Raw genomic sequence first — 17,984 nt, 5'->3', positions numbered from 1 at the left:
TTTGCAACGGATTCTAAAATAATGGACTACTGCGCCGCGAGAATCTCTCTTTCATAAGCTTGACTAAAATCGTCATAAGCACCGTGCACTTCATCAAACGCTCGATGCAATCCTGCGATATAGTAAACCTCAAAGAGCTTGTGAACGTCCCGGATGTATTCCGAAAAATCAAGATCCCCCAGATATCCATCTACATCTATATCGCCATCTAATAGCGCTTGATGGATACACTGCTCGGCAAGAACACCTTCGTCGGTGCGGCAAAATTCAATCACCTGCGTACAGTCAGGATTCTCGATAATATGCTGTACTAGGTCGTGCTGATGTTTGTCAATCAACTCATTCATATCTGTAGCATAATGATTTTCGACTACAGTTCGAAGCTCTTCCACAAAAGATTCGAAATCTTCCTCCTCAGCAAAACCCAGGCGGCTTGAATAAACAGCGCGAAAAATATTCAGCACAGCTTGTTTCTGTGGTAACGCGACCTGATCCACCAGCTCGACAAGCTGAGAAATTTCGAACACATAGTCGGTAAACTCTTCGCCAGCGGGATAGTCTCCACCGTCAGTGTAAATTGTTCGGTATAGATTATCCACGTGATGTGAACCAACATCCTTCGCGTGATAGAACTTGATCAAGGCCTGTATAAAATATAGATTGTTTTCTACAGATGGCTCAACCTTCAAACTGCTGGGAATAGCTATACTCTCGTTGAGCAGTTCACTTAGATCCGTTGCCAACTGAATTTTCTGGCTGACACCTTCAGCTTTCGCGCCCTTTATTATGAAGTCAGCGACAGCGCCAGCATTGCTCTCACTAGAAATTTTCGCATACATGGATGAGTCACAGAGAATTTCTTGGAATAGCTTTTTCGCATGTAATTGATCTGGATCTTTAAATTCGATCTGAGCTTCATGGTATTTATATTTTGCGTGAGTCCTAGTAGATAGCGAAAGAGAGGCTGATGATAAATTTTGCGATCCTATAGTGGTTAAGGAGCCATAACTCAACATCTTCACATGGCAGGCTGCATGAATGTTCAGTTCTACGTTAACTGGAATACGTTCAATCAATGTAGTCAGCTCGCTTTTGAAACGGTCTACTTTGAGCCCCCGTCCATCTCCAATTCCTCCCAGTCCGATTATGACCCGATGACGCTCGCCATTGGGAAAGACATGATCATTGAGAAATTTTAAAGCACTAACCACATCAAGATAGTTACAATAAGTAACGATCAGGACGTCTTTGAGTCCCGGCGTAGCCTTATAGGTCGCGAAAGCGTCCTCGATATAATGTTTATGGTACAAGTCACCAACAATCGAACCTAGCTTTTTCATTTGTCTTCCGCACTTCCATTGCTTTCGTAAAGTTTATTCAGACCGAGCTTGATTGGCGACGCTGTAAAACACCAAGATTGAGTGATTAATCATTTTCAGCGTCTGTATCAGCTATCGATCCGTAATCATGGCCTGAAATTTTTCTCTGATACTGAATAATCAACCCAGTTATGTCTGGGTCGCCTATTCGCTCCTCAGCAAGTCTCAGCTTACCCATCGCCTCATTGAATACCGACATATCTTTGGTTTTTTTGAAAACTTCTATACCTACATCACAGAAGATACGCATTATATCTTTATTATCCTTATATCGATCTACGGCATAGCTCGCGAGCGCGCGAGCCTTATCCAAGATGGCTATGCGATCCTCGTCAAGGATGCCGGGCGTCCTTTCAGCGCGCGCCAGCAAAAGCATGATTTTGAATCGGTGTACTGGTCCATCCGCTTTAAAATCATTCTCGAAGAGACGAATTTCTGTATCCGCCTTTTCAATCTCATTTATATCGATAAGATTCCGGATCAAGCGATGGCGAGGGACCCGCTCACCAGGTGCGATCGAAATCATCTTCCTCAGCAGCTTATTGCGAACATGTTTGTCAGGAATCCGGTTGATACCTTTCTCGAACCCGCACAACTGTCGGATGGTACGAATTTCGACATCATAAGTCGGGACGATATTATCAATCACCTTTTCAAAAAGTGAAAAATACTCCTTAATATCCGTCATTTTGTATTGGGAGATAATATCTGTGATAACCGGATGTCGTCCCTTCCACCCATAGATTCCATCTTTTTCGCTGATCACATACTCATGAATGATGTCTACGAGATTTGTTAACGAAGCAGTCACGTTCTGCGCGGGAATGCCCAATAGTCTAATAACTAATTGCCGGTGAACATTTATACCTGAACTTTCCATTGCAGCGACTAACCGATAGACTTCTCGATAGTCCTCCGGCAGCGATGCAAACTCACGCAAGACAATGTCATCAAACTTTTCAGACGCAAAAATGTTTTTCAAACAGACAAATGTATCTGATTCGCATCGAACCATAAGACGACGTTTTCTCTCAGCCCGCGAGAAACCAGAGAAATTATTTTCAACGAGTGGTTTAAGATCTGGATTGGTATCCACCAAGGTGAGTAGTTCATCCACCTCATTATAATCAAGACCCTTTAGCACGTACTGTTTGCCACGCTTAAAAATATTCGGTGTTTTGACGCGTGGATTCCACTGATTACGTGCGGAAACCAAGATTAACTTTAAGTTCTTGTTTTCCTCACTGACCAGTAGGTCGACTAGTGAGTTCACCTCATTCATATGAATGTGAGCATCATCTACAAACAATATGCCTTGCTCATTCTTGTTTTTTAGGTAAGTTGCTACTTCAAGCCAATGGCTGTACAGCAGAGTGTGATCGCGTTTATGCTCCCATGCGTGCCAGCCCCTCATATTCTGAGCATGCATCACTTGCTTTGCCAGTGTTGTCTTACCCGTTCCACTTGCGCCCAAAATGACTATACTGGATATTTCTTCTTTATCTAGTTCAGATTGAATAAGTGGGCATTGCGTCCTGCGAAACGTTAAGTTTGCAGATATGTCTGCATATGATGCGGGCCACCCATTGAACATTGCACTCGCATCTTTACAACTACTTCTGATCTCATGAGCGACATCCTTCGTCACCGGGCGCAGTACATGAGAATAGTCCAATGGGTCGCCCGTGGACGCATATGTTGTCGACACCTCTGCATTTTTCATTAATTCGACAAAAAAATCGTCCAACCCGCCGAAGGCAACCTTTATACCGCGACGTTCGTGCAATAAAGCTCGATTTTCATCCGGGGTGTAGAGCAAAAGGTATATTGTAGCTGGATTGTGACTCTTACTGTTAATATCTAAAGCTTTGGTGACCAGTTCCTTAATATGAGGATCCGCAAGTGAATAGCCGATGACCACTAGGTCTGAACCGGCTAGATCCAGCCTCAAAGACTCATACAAGTGTTCTCGATACTCGCTAGTAAGATCATAGTCATTCTCAGTGATGACTATTCTGCTGTGGACCCCATCGACTTCATCTTTCTCAATTGAACCATGCAGCTTAAATAACTTTGTAGCTTCGGGAACTCTTTGAAGGGTGAAGTCGAAATTAGAGGAAGTGACAGATAACGGGCGATCCTTTTTCGAATACGATTGTTCTATGAGATTATCGTAATTTGTGGTGTAAATGTTTTTCCATTCATAGAGCGGGAGATTTAGTAGACTACCGGTTGCCGTTAGGTTCTTGAATGGAACACGTAAGCATTCGATCATTTCCTTTCGAGAGCGCTTTTGCTCTGCCAAACTGGTTATCTCGCTTAACGAATATCCTTCACTGGATAAGCTAAACTTCGATGAGAAAATCTCTATTAATTTCGATACTGACGGAGCACCGGATGGAAGCGAAGAACCTGCGCCAAAAAAAAGCACCGTATTACTGGGGTTGATTCTCTTCGTTAAATCGGCAAGCGAAATACTCATCTCAAACTCCCTTTCGAACTACATCATCATCATGCGAATAACCAATTTAAACGAGGGGCACGGCATTGCCGAAGCATTGTGCCACCACCCGCTCAGTAGATACCATCCCTACGCTCTGTACGAAATCCTTTGAAGCCTAGATACCACCCTCTGAACCTCTGATTTTCTTAGGCCCAGGCCTTTTCAGCACGGGTTTCACCCATGCCCTAAACGTGCGAGCCATCCCATCAACACTGGGAATTAGTCGCAGATAAAGGTCATAATCTTGAGCTACTCTGATGTGGACACTACTGAATTTGCCCATCCCCCTCATGAACCTCATGCATGGAAGACATTCCAATCTGTTGCGTTGACCGGTTGAATCCAAGGCCGTTTTTAGCCGTGCGCGCCCGGCTGAAAACGGCCATAGCAATCCTAGCGCCGACTCTCGCGGTTTACTTCGCTAGTGTGAGGGCTCGAATCGCTCGACAATGGATAGACTGTTGCGGGGCGGTTAGGTGTTGGCAAAGGAGATGGCAGTAACCAGATAGAGTTTTTCGCCGGTGACGGATATGCACGCCCCTGGAATACTCGCCTTGGCGTGATTGCCTGTTTACGTACCGGAGGATATGTCAAAAGCCGCATCCGCGACCATTTCGCCTTTAAGCTCAGGCGTTAGCGTGCTGCGTTATTCGTCCTCGGCTAAACGGACCACCGTTGAGTGCATTTCGCAGCGCGTCCTCTGCCACCCGTCCCGATACACGAGCGTTCCTTTCCCACCGCAAATTTCGCATGTGCGTGTTGATTCCAGCTCTGCATACCTGATCCATTCGTGCGCCTCGGGATCTCGGCGCGAGACAAGAACTTGCAACGCCCCAAATTTTTCTTTCGCGCACAGCAGGTGAGCTTTCGTGTCGACTCTTCGCAAATTCATGTCGGATAGGATTGCACAGAGCGTTTCGACAATCTCAAACCACCCCTCGCCGCAGTCCAACTCAAGCATCGGCTTTGCATCTGCGCGGAAGGCGGCTGGGTACTTTTCCTGGAGAAAACGCATGTGATTTTTAGCTGACATACCAACCCTTTTAGAATTCTGCAAAGATAGGTAGTTACCCAATTGACCTAGGAACTAGCTCACTCTTTATTGCTGGTGACTTTCACACCGTTGCGTTTTAGGGTCTCAATCGTCCCCTGAACAAAAACCTCCATCTGATCCATATACTTTTTGTCCGTCTGCGGCCCGAGCAGCTCGCGTTTCGGGGGATTCCGGTTAAGCGGTACATACGCGCATTTCGGCTTGTCTTTTAGCTTCTTGGCCAATCCGAAGGTCTGCACTGGCAGTGAGGGCATATGGAAAGATGGAGAGCCAGGAGGCAATTGATCAAGCCTGTGGTGGGCTTGATAGAAAGCAGCTAAATAAGTCCAACCCAGAGCGGTAAACGAAAGGATCCCGTAATCACTGCCACTCTGCGTAGTTATCCACACGCTTTCGCCTCGGGCATGAATCTGCACAATTTCGGATGTCTCAATCCGGTGACCATCGCCAAACGTCCCGAATCCGTCGGCGCAGACATGGGCCCAAACCTCACCCGTCAAAATCGCGGAAGGCTCAGGCTGAATATGCGCGTTCGTGACAAAGCCCGTGAATACGACGCCCTCAGCGTCTGCTTTCAGCTTTAATATTGCTGCGCTGATTTTGTCATTCATCTCATAGCACTCATCGCACAAGGATAAGACGAGCCAAGACACTTTCGCCCTTACGACTTAGGGGAATATGCGCGTAATTGGCTCGTCAACATGAAAACAAAAAATATTAAGATATATCTTAACTTCGCCGATCGTTGATTCCAAAATACCGCAAGCGTCGATCCAATGCTAGCTCTGTGATTCAAGGCTAAGAGCGATGGATTTCAACGAGGCCGTCGGCCTTGCAGTGCAGGCGTTACGCCTCAGCAAAGGGCTCACACAAAAAGATTTTCTTGGTGTGCTTTCGATTCAGTATTTGTCTGATATTGAGCGGGGAAAGCGCACGCCTTCTATTGCGGTACTGGCTCAGATCTGTGAGCGATTGGAGGTGCATGAGGCAGTGCCTGTGATTATGGCTAAGCATTTCATGCGCCCATCGGAACCTCTCACTCATACATTGCAGGAGATAGAGAGACAGCTGTATGTGGCGGGATTCATCGATCCAGGCTCTTGTGCCTGAGTACCTTGGGAGCGCGGTTTCGTTTCTGCCTTTATAAAGCACAACTGTCTAGGGTCTATGACGAGACAGAAATAAGCCATATTTGACGCTTTAATGGACAGATTATCTACTTACCGTATGGAGGCTAGCGCGATCCAGATTCGGCTTGATACAGCAGCGCTCGCTTAGTCGTCGTGCGTACGATCCCATCGTCAGTATCCAGCCTGCACGCTTCTCGGCCCTATATACATTGGTGAATTTACTCTTTCCGTAACTCGATTTTTTTACGTAACACGACGCGTGTTACGTAAAATTTTCGCGTTACGACGGGACAACGCAATCGTATTTGTAAACCATAATCGCCCCCCTTTATTCAGCGTTGACGCCCTCCATCGACGGAGGCGGGATTAGTCTTATTCGACTCAGCAGAGCCCAAGCCATCTAGTCGAAGCCCGCAGGCTGCATGACGAACTCTCGCTTTAAGGGTCAGGATATCCTTAGAGAGCTTTCTACACTTTTACTTACGGTTTTGAGGAAGCGGGGGCGGTGTCTGATTGACAGGCAAGTGCGGCCCGTTTGGCTCTTTCGTACCTACATACGAAACTGTGAGCATCCCGTATTCATAGCTACCTTCAACACCTCCAATTTCCACCTGCTCCCTGCCTTTGATGAAGCCGTTGAACAGAACCACTGGATTGCCGTTGCGCGGGGTGATTGTGATCTTGGTTTTGCCTGAAGGTCGGCACGTGGCGTGCAGAAGAGCGTTCGTGTATACGACTTCGTCACCAAACTCATACAACTTGTAATCACTGGCGCCGCCTGGCTTTAGGCAATCGATCCCCCTCAACGCGACACCCATCAACTCGCCAGAGCGAGGTACTCCGGACTTCTTGGCTACGAAGAAATGAGCCTCTGCAACGATTTGTTGGTCAGCAGGCATCGGCAGAAGGTGGTCTTGAGTCCATTCCACCATTGATGTCAAAAAAGGTCCGACGTATCCCGTGATGAGGCTTGTGTAAGCCCCCAAGAAAACCCCACCGGTTGCAGAAATGACTGCGAGACGAGCCTTTTTAAACAGCCCAAAGTCATCTGGCTTGCTGGCCGTACCCGGCTGGGATTCCCTATTTCTACGTCTGGCCACGTTGTGTCTCTTCTGATCTGTTCAATGCAGGTGATGAAGCTGAAAAGACTTAGCGCTTGTCGTTCCAGAACAAGAGGCTGAGGTTATTCAAGCCTCCGCCGTATTCACTATGGTTGGCTTGGAAGGTTTGAGGGATCTTGCTGCCATCGCGGCCGTTCTGAAAATACTCTTTCACAGAATGCAACGCTAAGCGCCGCAAGTGATCCCAGACGCGATGCAACTCAGCGTCCTTCTCTGTGGCTTGAGCCGCCGCGTTAGGTTTTCTCTTTGGCTGAGAAGACAGATATGCAAGTGCGAAATGATGCGTGTGAGTGAATTTAATGCTGCCAATCTCCCAATGCTCCGTGGCCTGGCTACGCCAGCGGTAGCTGACAGACACTGTTAGACGATTGCTGTGCAAATAAGGCTGGCCTACGTAATCATCAACAACAAATAACTCAGCTTCTTTTTGCTCCTGTTCGACCCTGCCTTGCATCAGCTGCACAGCAGAAATCAACGCACTCCCTGCTCGCCGAACGTCCTGTTCCGTTTGGGCACGTTTTTTTGGAGCCCTCGCTATCGCGTGTCCTTGCACTGCCCTCTCAAATATTCTCAATTGTTCGCCGATATAATCGCCGCAGTCATAGAGACGAAGATCGCTCAGTCCGACTAGGCGCTCTTCCCGCAGAGATTGGTCGAGGAGGTTGCCCAGATGGCTGACATCCAATGCGGCGATAGACTTTCGCTGCTCAGCCGGAACATTGATTTCGCTCATTCCCTTTCCTTTTAAAAACCGGGCGGATAGAGCACCCGCCCGAACTAAGCCAGAGGGTTAGCTGGCGGGTGCTGGCCGACCGATTCCCTCTTCAATTTTTTCGAAATAGTAGCCCACACGATCACGGAGCATTTTTGCAAACGGCGCAGTGTCAGCATCGGCCATTGCCAGTAAATGAGTCTTCAAGTTTTCGACCCACTTGTACTCATCCTTCAGGGATTGGCCTGCTTGGAAATTATGCTCGTATCGCTTTACGAGGGACGCGAAAAGCTGGTCATTGGTGCGAGAGTCGGCGATCAGAAGATCCGCCAGGTCCTCCACATTTGTATCGTGAAGAAATGGTGCACCGCCATAGTTTTCGTCCTCAATACCGTACTCATATAGCGAAGAATAACTATCAGGTCCAGTCTCGATTCGCGTCACGTAGCTGTGCGCTTTTACCTTCAACTGCCTGCGTAAAACTTCTGCGCTGGCTTCCTTCACCATCGTATAGATAGAGGTGAATTCTGGGTTGGTAGAAGAAGAATATCCGAGCCCAAAAGCGCCCATGCTGTCGAAGCCATAAACGCCCTTGTTTGGCATCAACGTACCAGCGTCTATCAACCTAGACACATACTCAGTGAAGCACTTCAGTAGGTCCCCATCGCCGCCTATCAACTGGTCGCCATATCCACGTAGGGTAATGGCGATTCCTGCCACATGCAGAATCACACCTGGATGAGTAAGCTTTTCGTCAGCCAATTCACTAAACAGCTCAGCCCTGGCTTTTTCATACTCCGATTTACTCATGCGTGACCAATCCCAGAGAAGCCGCCATGCCGGGATATGAGCGTGCCCGACTACATCTGGATGACGGGCTAACTCATCATTGATTGCCTCTACAGCGATTTTTCCGCTGAAGAACAGATCGGCCAGATGCTTCAGGCTGACGATAGGGTCCGTCCAACGGACCTCGGGGTACCGGTTCTTGAGCATCTCGAAGGCTTGCTCGGTAGGGGACTTTTCTGATTTCGAGAACAGCCCTCCTATTGAAAAAGCGGTAGTCGGAAGCTGCCGGAGCATAGCCTCGTTCAATTCTGCGTTGCGGGCCTCACATCCTGTCGCAATCATGTACAACAGGAGCTGCTTCAGTGCCTCTGGAGCATCGCTCAGCCGCTTATCCACTGCCCCCACCAGACGCTCGAAGTCCGCTAGCACTGCGCGCAGATTGCGATAATTGGGCTTCTTCGAAGCGTTGAAAGTAGCCATCAACGCTGTCTTTTCAGCAGACACGATCTCCTTTGCAGCGCCTGACTTCAGGTCGTTCGTTAACTTGTCCAGGACCTCAGCAGGATCTGCCTTTACTTCAATAGTCTTGCCTACAAGCTTCTCTTTCTGCCTGTCGTAGTCTTCACGCTGGGCTTTGGGGATCTCGCTCTCGTTGGCGAGGATGATAACTTTGAGCTTCTCATGCTCGACCAGAGTATTGATGAAGCCCATGACATCCGAGATCTTCATCGAGCAGCGTTCTAGGTCATCGATTACCAGGATTTTACCGTCCAGGTTCAGTAGCAACCCCTTCAAAGCCTGAACGCCACCCTTAGTGCCGGAAAACTTTTCTAAGACCCCAGAGGCCACGTTTCCGAAAAGCTGAAAACCTTTTGAGTTGAGCTGGGGATGAATCTGGGCGAAGAATTGATCTTTGATCGCAGAGATAGCTGTGACGCCGAAAAGGCTCGCGTACAGGTAGTAAGGGCCTTTTTCCTCGGTCAGACGAGCCGAACGGTGGTCCAGATATTTCCTGATGAAGTGAGTTTTCCCAGCTCCCCATGGTGCAGAGAGCATAATTGCATATTCTGTATCGACAGAATCATCAAGGTAATAGTCCAGCAGTTTGGTCGCTTCGTTGGATTGGCTGCTCGCCATGGCTAAAACTCCGGCATGCTTTGTAGCTGGTCTGGGTTCCCACCACGCTGGAGCGGGGTGGATTTCAGCTCACATTGGCGAATGTGTATCGCCGATGACGTGAGCGTCGTTAACGCTGGCTACTAATCGCATCAACTTGTCTTGAGTGATCTCGGCCAGCAGTTCCTCTTCGACGTCAGGGAAGATTGGGTCAGGCAGAATCGTGAGCCGGTGCACTCCCTTCATGCCAGGTCCGAGCATCAACTCGAACACGTGATGAATCGTGTCTGCTCGGAAAGAGAAGGTGTTCATGAAGTGATCGAAGCCAGAAGGTAGAAAAAGAGTCAGACGAATGCCTTTTGCCGTCATTTTCAGTCCTCGAACTCTACCAGATGCTCATTCCTGAGAAGGACTTCAACTTCTCGAAATCAGGCGATACCGGGTAGCACCCACCCAGCAACTCCAGCCCCCCGCTGGCACCTTCAGCGCGTGCGCTGCTCTCAAGACAATGCCGGGATCTCGCAATCTGCAAATTTTGTCGATCAAGATGTATTCGGTACCGCCGAAGATAACTGTCATGTGTCAAAAATGTACTTTATAGTCGATATTCGAGAGTACACAGAATTCATTCAGATTCTGGTAACTAGACTTTGTCATGCGCACTCAAACTGTTCAGGAATAACTTTCTCGGAATAGAGGCTTTTAGATACAAAAATCATAATCATCAATGAACTGCTCTTGCCGGCAGACTAATCGCTCACAATAGAAGATATAGAGCTATATCATCTAATGCCATAGTCCAAGCAGTAGAAAAACGAACGGCATTCGATAGCTCGACTGAGCTGAAAATTTCAGGGACTATAGAAAACGCAATATAAGAGGGCAAAAATTGTGCGAGTGATAGATTGCTGCAATGAAGCGCATTATCACGGTGCCGGCATTGCCAGTAACTGACAATTGAACTCGCCCCATCTTTTTGGATCAACATCTTTAACAAAAGATATTAGCCCATGAATATGGTTATACAGTCCGATTGGAGAGTCGAATTTTTCATGCGTAGCAACCTCGGCGAATCCATACTTTTGGATTGCATGGAGATGTCGATCAATCCGTTTGTAGGTCTCTTTGGATATTCTAGGAGTCGGGCCGTCCACTAAAAGGCCCAGTACGATTTTCTTCGCTCCAGGACCAGCGATGCGTGTTTTTTTCTGATTCTCTTCAAAGCCACACTTTCGAATAATTCCGATTACTATCCTGCAAATCCGCGCAATAGATAACGAGCTAGGTAGATCAGAGCAGCTAGAAATTGATAAATCATCTGCATAGCGTGTGTAACTAAAGCCATATTTGTCAGCAAACTCAGTCAATGCCACATCTAGCTTAAGCGCCGCAAGATTACTAAGCATTGGGCTAGTCGGTGCGCCCTGAGGAAGCACACCAATGCTATATGCGTGCCGACTATAAATCTGATACTTCCCCCAGTTCTCATTTTGGCACCAAGCATTATCCGTATTTCTTAGCAGATAATGTAATTTTTTAGGCAGCCTAGTTGTAGTACAAATTCTTGCCAATTCAAATGCTAGCAGCGGCCGATATCCAGCCTTATGAAATATCTCATACGCTTTAGCCTCGCTAATTTTAAAAAAGAAATCAGCCAAGTCAAAACTAAAGATCCAACGTGCACCGCAGTGAACTTCAGCGCACTTTCTAATTCCACCCGAGGAGTGAAAGGCAAATGAGGCAGGGTGCGGCTCGATTTTTTGGAGAATTTCAGAGTTTATAAACTGTTGAGTTCGATGAAGCGGCTCGGTGACTGAGTGAATAAACCTTCTTCCACCCGAACGTTTTTTTATAGCAAACATTCTGTAATTTGCGGCTTCTCTGCGACGTTCGACAGTTCTTCGGAGAGCAAGATAGTCTACTCCCGCGATCATAGAAAGGTGCTTTAAGGTGAATATAACTGGCATTTTTTTTCGGATAAGCTGTTGAGCATAAATCCGAATTTGTGCGGCTTCACTTGCACCGAGCTTCAGCTCTGCTGCCTTGTGAAGGTGATGTACTGACCAGTCTTCCACTTACCTCTCCTTTGACCCTAGGGGCCATCACGGCCATGCGACTTCCAAGTCATCGCTGAAATCTTGTTGCATGGCCATGAAGGGCGGCGAAGCCGCCCTTAGCGTAAGATCTTACCAGAGACATCTATCCGATATCCCCATCTACCAAAGTCAGGCTCAGGCAGAATCAGCCTGTCACGTAGTAATTGCGCTTAGCACTTTACTACGCTTGGGCGGCTAAGTGGGCGACTGGCCAGTACGCCACGAAGATGGAATATACAGACTGTAATCCCACCTTTGCAACTCTTTTACCGGCTGCGCGTTTTTCAGCCGATTCATCCCTTCTGGAGTCAACCGGTTTTGTTCAGTTATCAACCCGAGTTGATGTGCTCGCCCAAGAAGTTGCTTCGCGAAGCTCACGTCACAACCTAGTCGCTCAGATATCGTTTTTATGCTCCGTACTCCCCGTTTAATGAGTGCAAGCAAGTGGAGCATGGTTTCAGAAATTCTTCCCGGATGTTGAGACGCCGAGGAGGTGCTAGAGCCAAGCAAAGCCAGCATCCAATCCGGAAATGTCCGTCCAGGGAAAAGAGCTTTCCACCTATCGTTGGAGAACCAGATGCTTCCTGGAATGTTATTTGGAACGCTGTGGTAGAAAACTATATTGGCAAGTACCTTCCCATAGCCGGCACGGGCCCATAATGGGATTCTTTTTTCGGTATTACAAAGCTCTTGTATCTTGGAGTAATCCGCGCCCCAGCGATGCTGGGGCTGTGTAGCATTATAAACAAAGCTACTCATGAACGAAATCTTCGAAGACTTACGAAACTTTCTCTTGCCGTGATCAGACCCTCTAACATTCTTTATTATATTGGATTCTGACTCCCTTGTTCTTGCGAAACTGATAACTTGAAGCCTTACAAGGCCTAGACTCCACCAACTCATGAAGGTAGGATGGCATAGCATTTTATTTATAAAGCTTGAGACTCGATCTCCGCTACCTATAGAGTCATCTATGAGAACAATATTTTTAATTTTTTTATTCCGTAAAACAGATAGCGAGGGATGGTCCAACATGCTAACAGGATGTGCCCGAACGATATTAGAAATAAGAGAATAAACTAGATCCTCACTCCCAAGCGATTCTCCTGACCTTGAGACTATATTGCCAGCGTCATCCCAGAGCGCCGGATTGTCTTCAATTTTCCTAACGGAGTACAACGCATACGAATCTTCACATGGTAGGGTCGAGATGGCTCTTTTCAGCCATTCTGAATAGATATCCCTGGAGACAAAGTTTAAACGGGAAAGCATCATCTGAGCTGAAGTTCTATTTAATTCGGAAAACTGACACAGCCAAGCCTGCACCTCTGGCGAGGTTTCAATTTTTTCTATAGAAAGAGTTTTGAAAGCAATCGGCAGATTCAAAGGTATGCACTCACTCAATACCGCTGTCTATGATGGGGGCTTTATCCGGCAAGTAGCGAAGAAAACCTACATAAAGCCCCTTAATCCCTCATACTAAAGCCGCGACTGTTAATGTCAAGCCAGAGATTTCACTTTTCCATACAACTCATAGAGGTGTAGCGCCGACATATCTAAAATCGGCTCGTACATAAAAGAATTTAAATGGATATTTTCAGGCGTCATAAGATTCACCTGAGATAAGACCATTAAATGATCGCTCGCACCGGGAAAACTTAAGGCAAATCTGCTAAACAACTCAAACGTCTGGTTACTGCTGATAGCATTGACAAATTCAGCGTCGTTAATTTTAGAAATCATGAACTCTTCAGCTTTTAGTCGAATACCGATAGATAAAATCACTTTCGACTCCAGCTCCACATCATCGTCGGACATAGCGGCGAGCTTCTCAGCCTCATCGTAAATAAGCTGCATTGCTGAACCCGTCGGATTTTGAAGTGACAGGGCTGCTTGATCTCGCAATGTAGCTTTAAATGCAGCTTCCAAATCGCTTATGGTCAAAGTCGCTGTATCTGCCTTTACATGCAACAATGACGTAAGCATAAGATAATGCGGACTATCAGTGCCGTGACAGTACTCCGCTAGATTACGTACAAATGGAATACTGGCTACAACAAATGCAGAGTTTCTTGCCAAATCACTTTTCCATGTCGTGAACGGATTTTTCTGATACTTTTCTTGCACAAAGGTTAGAAGTCCTTGATTTTTTCTTGCGAATAGCCGACGGCTCCTTGATATTTGTAGCCTGCTACTGATCGTTCGATGAAAATCGAAGTTATGAGTTAAAAAAACCAATCTGAAAAACGGAATCCTTGAGATTTCATTGAAATATTCAATAATTGCATATTTATTCTTGTAGTCGAATGAATCGGCTATATCATCGATTATCAGTAAGGTCTGCTGACTCGACTCGCGCCGGGCTTGGATTTCAAATAGAACATTGAGGATATATAACGCACGCTTTTCTCCCTGACTTAGAACCTGAAGGAGCTTTTCCTCCTCAACTCCACAGGTCTCATTCCCGTCTTGGAATTCAAATGTAATCTTTGGGGCTTCCCCTTTTAGAATGACATCTTGTTGGTTCTGAACCACCAGTTTAAAGGGTACGTAAAACCGTTCGTTAAATTGGGCAACAACCGCAGCCCACTTGGTCTTTTCTTCCTGTGCCTGATGCGCCGTCTCGGAGATCACATCCTTTGCTGAGGCAAAGGCAGTTGCAAACAAACTCAGCGCTGGTTGTGCGACGTTAAAATATGAGTTCCACACCTTTTTTCTGAAACCGTTGAAATCTCCAAGCTCGGCCAAAATTTCCTGGTGTTCAGTAAGATACTCACGAAATTTTTTAAGCTCTGCATTTTTTTGCAGTTGCTTGTCTACAGCTTCAAATTTTACTGATAGGTCTTTATCACCCAGGATACGTTGCTTCTCTGCAACAACCAATGCCTCCAATTCTTTTGCCGAAGTTACTTCCAGCCTTTCACCACCAATTGAAATATTCAACGTATGGTTGGCATCGAAAAAACCGTTGCTTTGCAGGTTCTTAGAAACGTCAGTTGCGCCAGTATGATTAAATCGTTTACTGAGCAAAGGAGAATTATCAACCAGCTCCTGATACTTCGCCATGTACTCTTGCAACTGCTCATTCAAGGTACCAGCCTTAAATGCAGCAATTGTCTTATCGTTAAATATCTCGGCATATGTCAAATCTGAGAATCGAGTATCACCATCCAACTCGTTGATCAGTCCTGAAAAGAAATCATAGGGGTTCTTAAATTGGAAAACCTCTTTAATTTCGGAGGCGGGCGACCCCTTTCCCGGCCAACCTGAGATTTCCTTTAATACTTTTAGAAGGTCCTCTTGAGTCGACTCGATGTTCCGAACCGCCTCTTCGTACTCGCTCCGAAGCCTCGGGTTTACTAAAAGCGTTGACGTCCCAGCACCCGCATACCGCTCGACGTAGGGTTTGATCACAAATAGGGATTCAGGAGTGATCGCTGCGGCTGGATCAGAGGTAATCGATCTACTGGTAGGACGCGCTGGAAATATCAAATCCTGACTATCTCGCCCCTCTTGGAAATCGAGAAACGTTCGCGCCAGCGATGTCTTCATGAAGCCATTCGGTGCGTAGATCGAAAATGCGGAACCGAGTGCAATTTTCGGACTGGCTTTAAACGTGAGTGTTGCTTCAAGCTTTTGTATACCGTAGCAATTCTCTAGCTTAACCTCTATGACGTCCATATCCTTCTGCCCCACTTCAAAGTGATTGACGGGAAGTGCTCCCGTGAGAATGAAAGCTTCAGCGTCATGGGTATAGTTGATGCGTGCAGATAGCGCGACCCTCTACCAGATCGGAATCTTGTTGAACCAACGCGATGGAGATAGATATGGCCCTCAATTTTTCACCTAAAAACCTCGCCGAATACCTTACCGACCTTTCTGGTTACAAGGCAGGCATTGCGCTAACGCTAGAAGAGCTTTGTGATCACTTGAGCGGCGATGAGGGTTACGCCGATGTTATAGACGGTCTGAGCAGCACGGCGTGAGGATGCATTCTACCGAGCTTGAGGCGATCTCTTATCGACTAATGTATCGCGTTGGCTACAGCGAAACTGAGTAAAACGGCGATAGCACTGGTGTATGGAGATTTCACAAATACCGCCACGCCAACCAGTTGAAAGAATACGAAGCCGTTACCTCGATCTGGCTGGAGATGGTGCCAGGTATGGTGGAAGACGCAGAGAAGAACGGACGCGGCGTGGATCCATGGGCATTTGTTCGGCGTTGCCACAAAAAGCTTGGAGCGCTGGGATTGGAAATGGCGATTGAGCAGGTAATGGTCTTTCACCAAGCGCTGCGGATGAGCCTATTTTCCCATCCACAGATTAATGTTTGGGATGACACTCTCACGCTCTCACAACTTTTCAATGGGCTTCAGCATACCCCTCAGGAAGGGGCATTCATTGACCAAAGATTCAGTGACTACCTGTCGGTTAACTCTGGTCGCCTCCCTGAAATGCATTGGCGTCGGTTCGAAGAATTGACAGCAGAATTTTTCAATCGTGAAAGTTTTCACGATGAACTCGGACCGGGCTTCAATGATGACGGTGTCGACGTGATGGGTTGTAAACCAGACGCTTCTCCAATGGCCAATCTGCTAGGCCTCATCCAGTACAAGCGTGTACAGGCCAAAGTTGAGAAGCTTGTAATCAAAGGGCTTGCGTCTGATGTGCAGTTCGAAAAAGCTGGGTACGGTGTCATCGTGACAACGTCAACGCTAAGTCCAGGTGCAAAAACAACAATTGAATCGCGCGGTTATCCGATTCGAGCCGTTGAGCGTGACGCAGTGGCAAAGTGGCTGGTACAGCTACTAACACCGGGCACAGGGTTAATCCGGATCTGATCGCTCCTTCGCGATCAACTTTATTCTGTCAATCAGGCACCTGCTCACTGAGTGGGCCATCACCGTATGTTGCGACGTACAACACCGATATCCCAACTCTGGGGGACTGAAAATCCCACCCTGCATCTGCTGATGGCGGTTCCTCACCTTGCCCATCGCTGCCAAAGCTCTGATTCCAAGCTTCCACAAGATCTTGCGCCCGATTACGGTATGGAAAGCAATGATGCGGCGCTTGACCTAAACCGAGGAGAAGGTGCACAGCATCTCTGCGGCGGGGCAATTGCGATCCCAGCCTTTGAACTGGATATGGCCTCCAAGTGACGGAAGCCTCTAAGCATCTAACTATAAACGCAGACCAATGGTCAGACGTTGCTGGAGTCGCCTTCCAGGCCCTCCCACATTGACCCAGCAAGAACTTTTCCATGATTTCTGCTAAAGAATCAGGTGCCTCTACGGATGGTTTCACCCCCTTGGGGACCGACGAAGCGGCACCGATAGCCCACGCGCAATCACCTGGAAAACCAGTCGCCTGCTTACTGTTTGAGACAATGCCATAAACGCCACTGGCTGAATGATGCATAGGGCCAAGCTCAAAATTCCAATGGGTTGAACCATCTGGAGGCGGTCCAATCTCCTTATATGGAAAGGTAAAAGGCGTAGCCCAATTGGAGTAAAGCTTATGCTGCATGGCCTCTTTCCCACGAAGAGAGCCTGTTGCTGGCTTCGCAGCGCTCTTTGCCTGAATCAAGAAAGCTTTCCCCTCGGGTTCGGCTACAGCGCTTCGGAAATGCTGCCGAACCAACAGAAGATCTCCTAACTCGATCTCGCTTCGCTTTGTCGTGAACCTGATCTTAGGCTTCTGATGGATAAATACACCTGATACTAATGGCGTAGCAGAGCAAAGCCCCAAAGGTTTCAGATGCCGCTTGATTGCCTCTGAAAGCAGATGGGTTGCCATTGGGTACTCCAGAAGCGATGACACAAAAGCAGGCTCCCCCGGAGTTTTCCATTTTGCGACGCTGGCATCAATCAGACCATAATTAACTGCTTGACCACGAACGTGATCAAAGCGCGTCCAGGCGTGACGATGGGATGCGTTGATCAACCCAGTAAGCTCTTCCAATAAACTCATAGACATTTTCCGCTGCAATCCCTGTCTGCAAACAAATATTGCGAAAGATTATGCCAATATGCGCGAACCGCCGCCTATCGATGTTTGATCTCGCGAAACCAGTTCGTAA

At 47.3% G+C, this 17,984-nt stretch carries 14 protein-coding genes; 3 read left to right on the top strand and 11 right to left on the bottom strand.

Features of this window, described 5'->3' with window-relative positions:
* Positions 1-26: 26 nt before the first annotated feature.
* The 3 genes from BFP95_RS29555 to BFP95_RS18735 all read right to left on the bottom strand — a co-directional run bounded on the left by BFP95_RS29555 (position 27) and on the right by BFP95_RS18735 (position 5,547).
* A complete protein-coding gene (locus tag BFP95_RS29555; protein WP_139115317.1) occupies positions 27-1,340 on the bottom strand; it encodes a hypothetical protein in 1,314 nt (437 codons plus the stop codon).
* A gap of 85 nt (positions 1,341-1,425) precedes the next feature.
* The gene (locus BFP95_RS18745) at positions 1,426-3,861 is read right to left on the bottom strand and encodes an SIR2 family protein (RefSeq protein ID WP_065910535.1); all 2,436 of its coding nucleotides are present in this window, start codon (positions 3,859-3,861) and stop codon (positions 1,426-1,428) included.
* Positions 3,862-4,974: 1,113 nt separating this feature from the next.
* Positions 4,975-5,547 carry a hypothetical protein gene (locus BFP95_RS18735; protein WP_065910533.1) on the bottom strand — a complete coding sequence of 191 codons (573 nt, stop codon included), beginning with the start codon at positions 5,545-5,547 and terminating at the stop codon, positions 4,975-4,977.
* 196 nt (positions 5,548-5,743) lie between these two features.
* On the opposite strand from BFP95_RS18735, the gene BFP95_RS18730 reads away from it, so the two are divergent.
* Positions 5,744-6,046, top strand: a complete 303-nt coding sequence (locus tag BFP95_RS18730) for a helix-turn-helix domain-containing protein (protein ID WP_065910532.1) — start codon at positions 5,744-5,746, stop codon at positions 6,044-6,046.
* 496 nt (positions 6,047-6,542) lie between these two features.
* Here the strand turns inward: BFP95_RS18730 and BFP95_RS18725 are convergent, their stop codons facing one another.
* From BFP95_RS18725 to BFP95_RS18705, 7 genes are all read right to left on the bottom strand, one after another.
* Positions 6,543-7,166: a hypothetical protein gene (locus BFP95_RS18725; RefSeq protein ID WP_065910531.1), complete on the bottom strand. Its 624-nt coding sequence runs from the start codon at positions 7,164-7,166 to the stop codon at positions 6,543-6,545.
* 49 nt (positions 7,167-7,215) lie between these two features.
* Complete coding sequence (locus BFP95_RS18720; protein ID WP_065910530.1) at positions 7,216-7,920, bottom strand: hypothetical protein; 705 nt, start codon at positions 7,918-7,920, stop codon at positions 7,216-7,218.
* Positions 7,921-7,977: 57 nt separating this feature from the next.
* The gene (locus BFP95_RS18715; RefSeq protein ID WP_065910529.1) at positions 7,978-9,825 is read right to left on the bottom strand and encodes a P-loop NTPase fold protein; all 1,848 of its coding nucleotides are present in this window, start codon (positions 9,823-9,825) and stop codon (positions 7,978-7,980) included.
* Between the two features lie 69 nt (positions 9,826-9,894).
* Positions 9,895-10,173: a hypothetical protein gene (locus BFP95_RS18710; RefSeq protein WP_065910528.1), complete on the bottom strand. Its 279-nt coding sequence runs from the start codon at positions 10,171-10,173 to the stop codon at positions 9,895-9,897.
* Positions 10,174-10,730: 557 nt separating this feature from the next.
* Positions 10,731-11,879: a reverse transcriptase family protein gene (locus BFP95_RS29080; RefSeq protein ID WP_083224232.1), complete on the bottom strand. Its 1,149-nt coding sequence runs from the start codon at positions 11,877-11,879 to the stop codon at positions 10,731-10,733.
* A 216-nt stretch (positions 11,880-12,095) separates the two neighbouring features.
* Positions 12,096-13,286 (bottom strand): phosphoribosyltransferase-like protein, encoded by a 1,191-nt coding sequence (locus BFP95_RS29550; RefSeq protein ID WP_139115316.1) that lies wholly within the window; start codon positions 13,284-13,286, stop codon positions 12,096-12,098.
* A gap of 114 nt (positions 13,287-13,400) precedes the next feature.
* The gene (locus BFP95_RS18705; RefSeq protein WP_065910527.1) at positions 13,401-15,581 is read right to left on the bottom strand and encodes a hypothetical protein; all 2,181 of its coding nucleotides are present in this window, start codon (positions 15,579-15,581) and stop codon (positions 13,401-13,403) included.
* Positions 15,582-15,727: 146 nt separating this feature from the next.
* Here BFP95_RS18705 and BFP95_RS29820 point away from each other — a divergent pair, with 146 nt between their 5' ends.
* Entirely contained in the window at positions 15,728-15,886 is a 159-nt protein-coding gene (locus BFP95_RS29820; protein WP_175405986.1) for a hypothetical protein, read from the top strand.
* A gap of 128 nt (positions 15,887-16,014) precedes the next feature.
* Positions 16,015-16,743: a restriction endonuclease gene (locus BFP95_RS18700; protein WP_065910526.1), complete on the top strand. Its 729-nt coding sequence runs from the start codon at positions 16,015-16,017 to the stop codon at positions 16,741-16,743.
* Positions 16,744-16,771: 28 nt separating this feature from the next.
* Here the strand turns inward: BFP95_RS18700 and BFP95_RS29545 are convergent, their stop codons facing one another.
* Positions 16,772-17,875 (bottom strand): hypothetical protein, encoded by a 1,104-nt coding sequence (locus tag BFP95_RS29545; RefSeq protein ID WP_139115315.1) that lies wholly within the window; start codon positions 17,873-17,875, stop codon positions 16,772-16,774.
* Between the last annotated feature and the right edge of the window lie 109 nt (positions 17,876-17,984).

This window comes from Pseudomonas sp. 58 R 12 (assembly GCF_900005865.1).
GTDB classification, from domain to species: domain Bacteria; phylum Pseudomonadota; class Gammaproteobacteria; order Pseudomonadales; family Pseudomonadaceae; genus Aquipseudomonas; species Aquipseudomonas tritici.
Note: the sequence above shows the minus strand (reverse complement) of the source record. Positions and strands in the feature narration are given on the sequence as shown.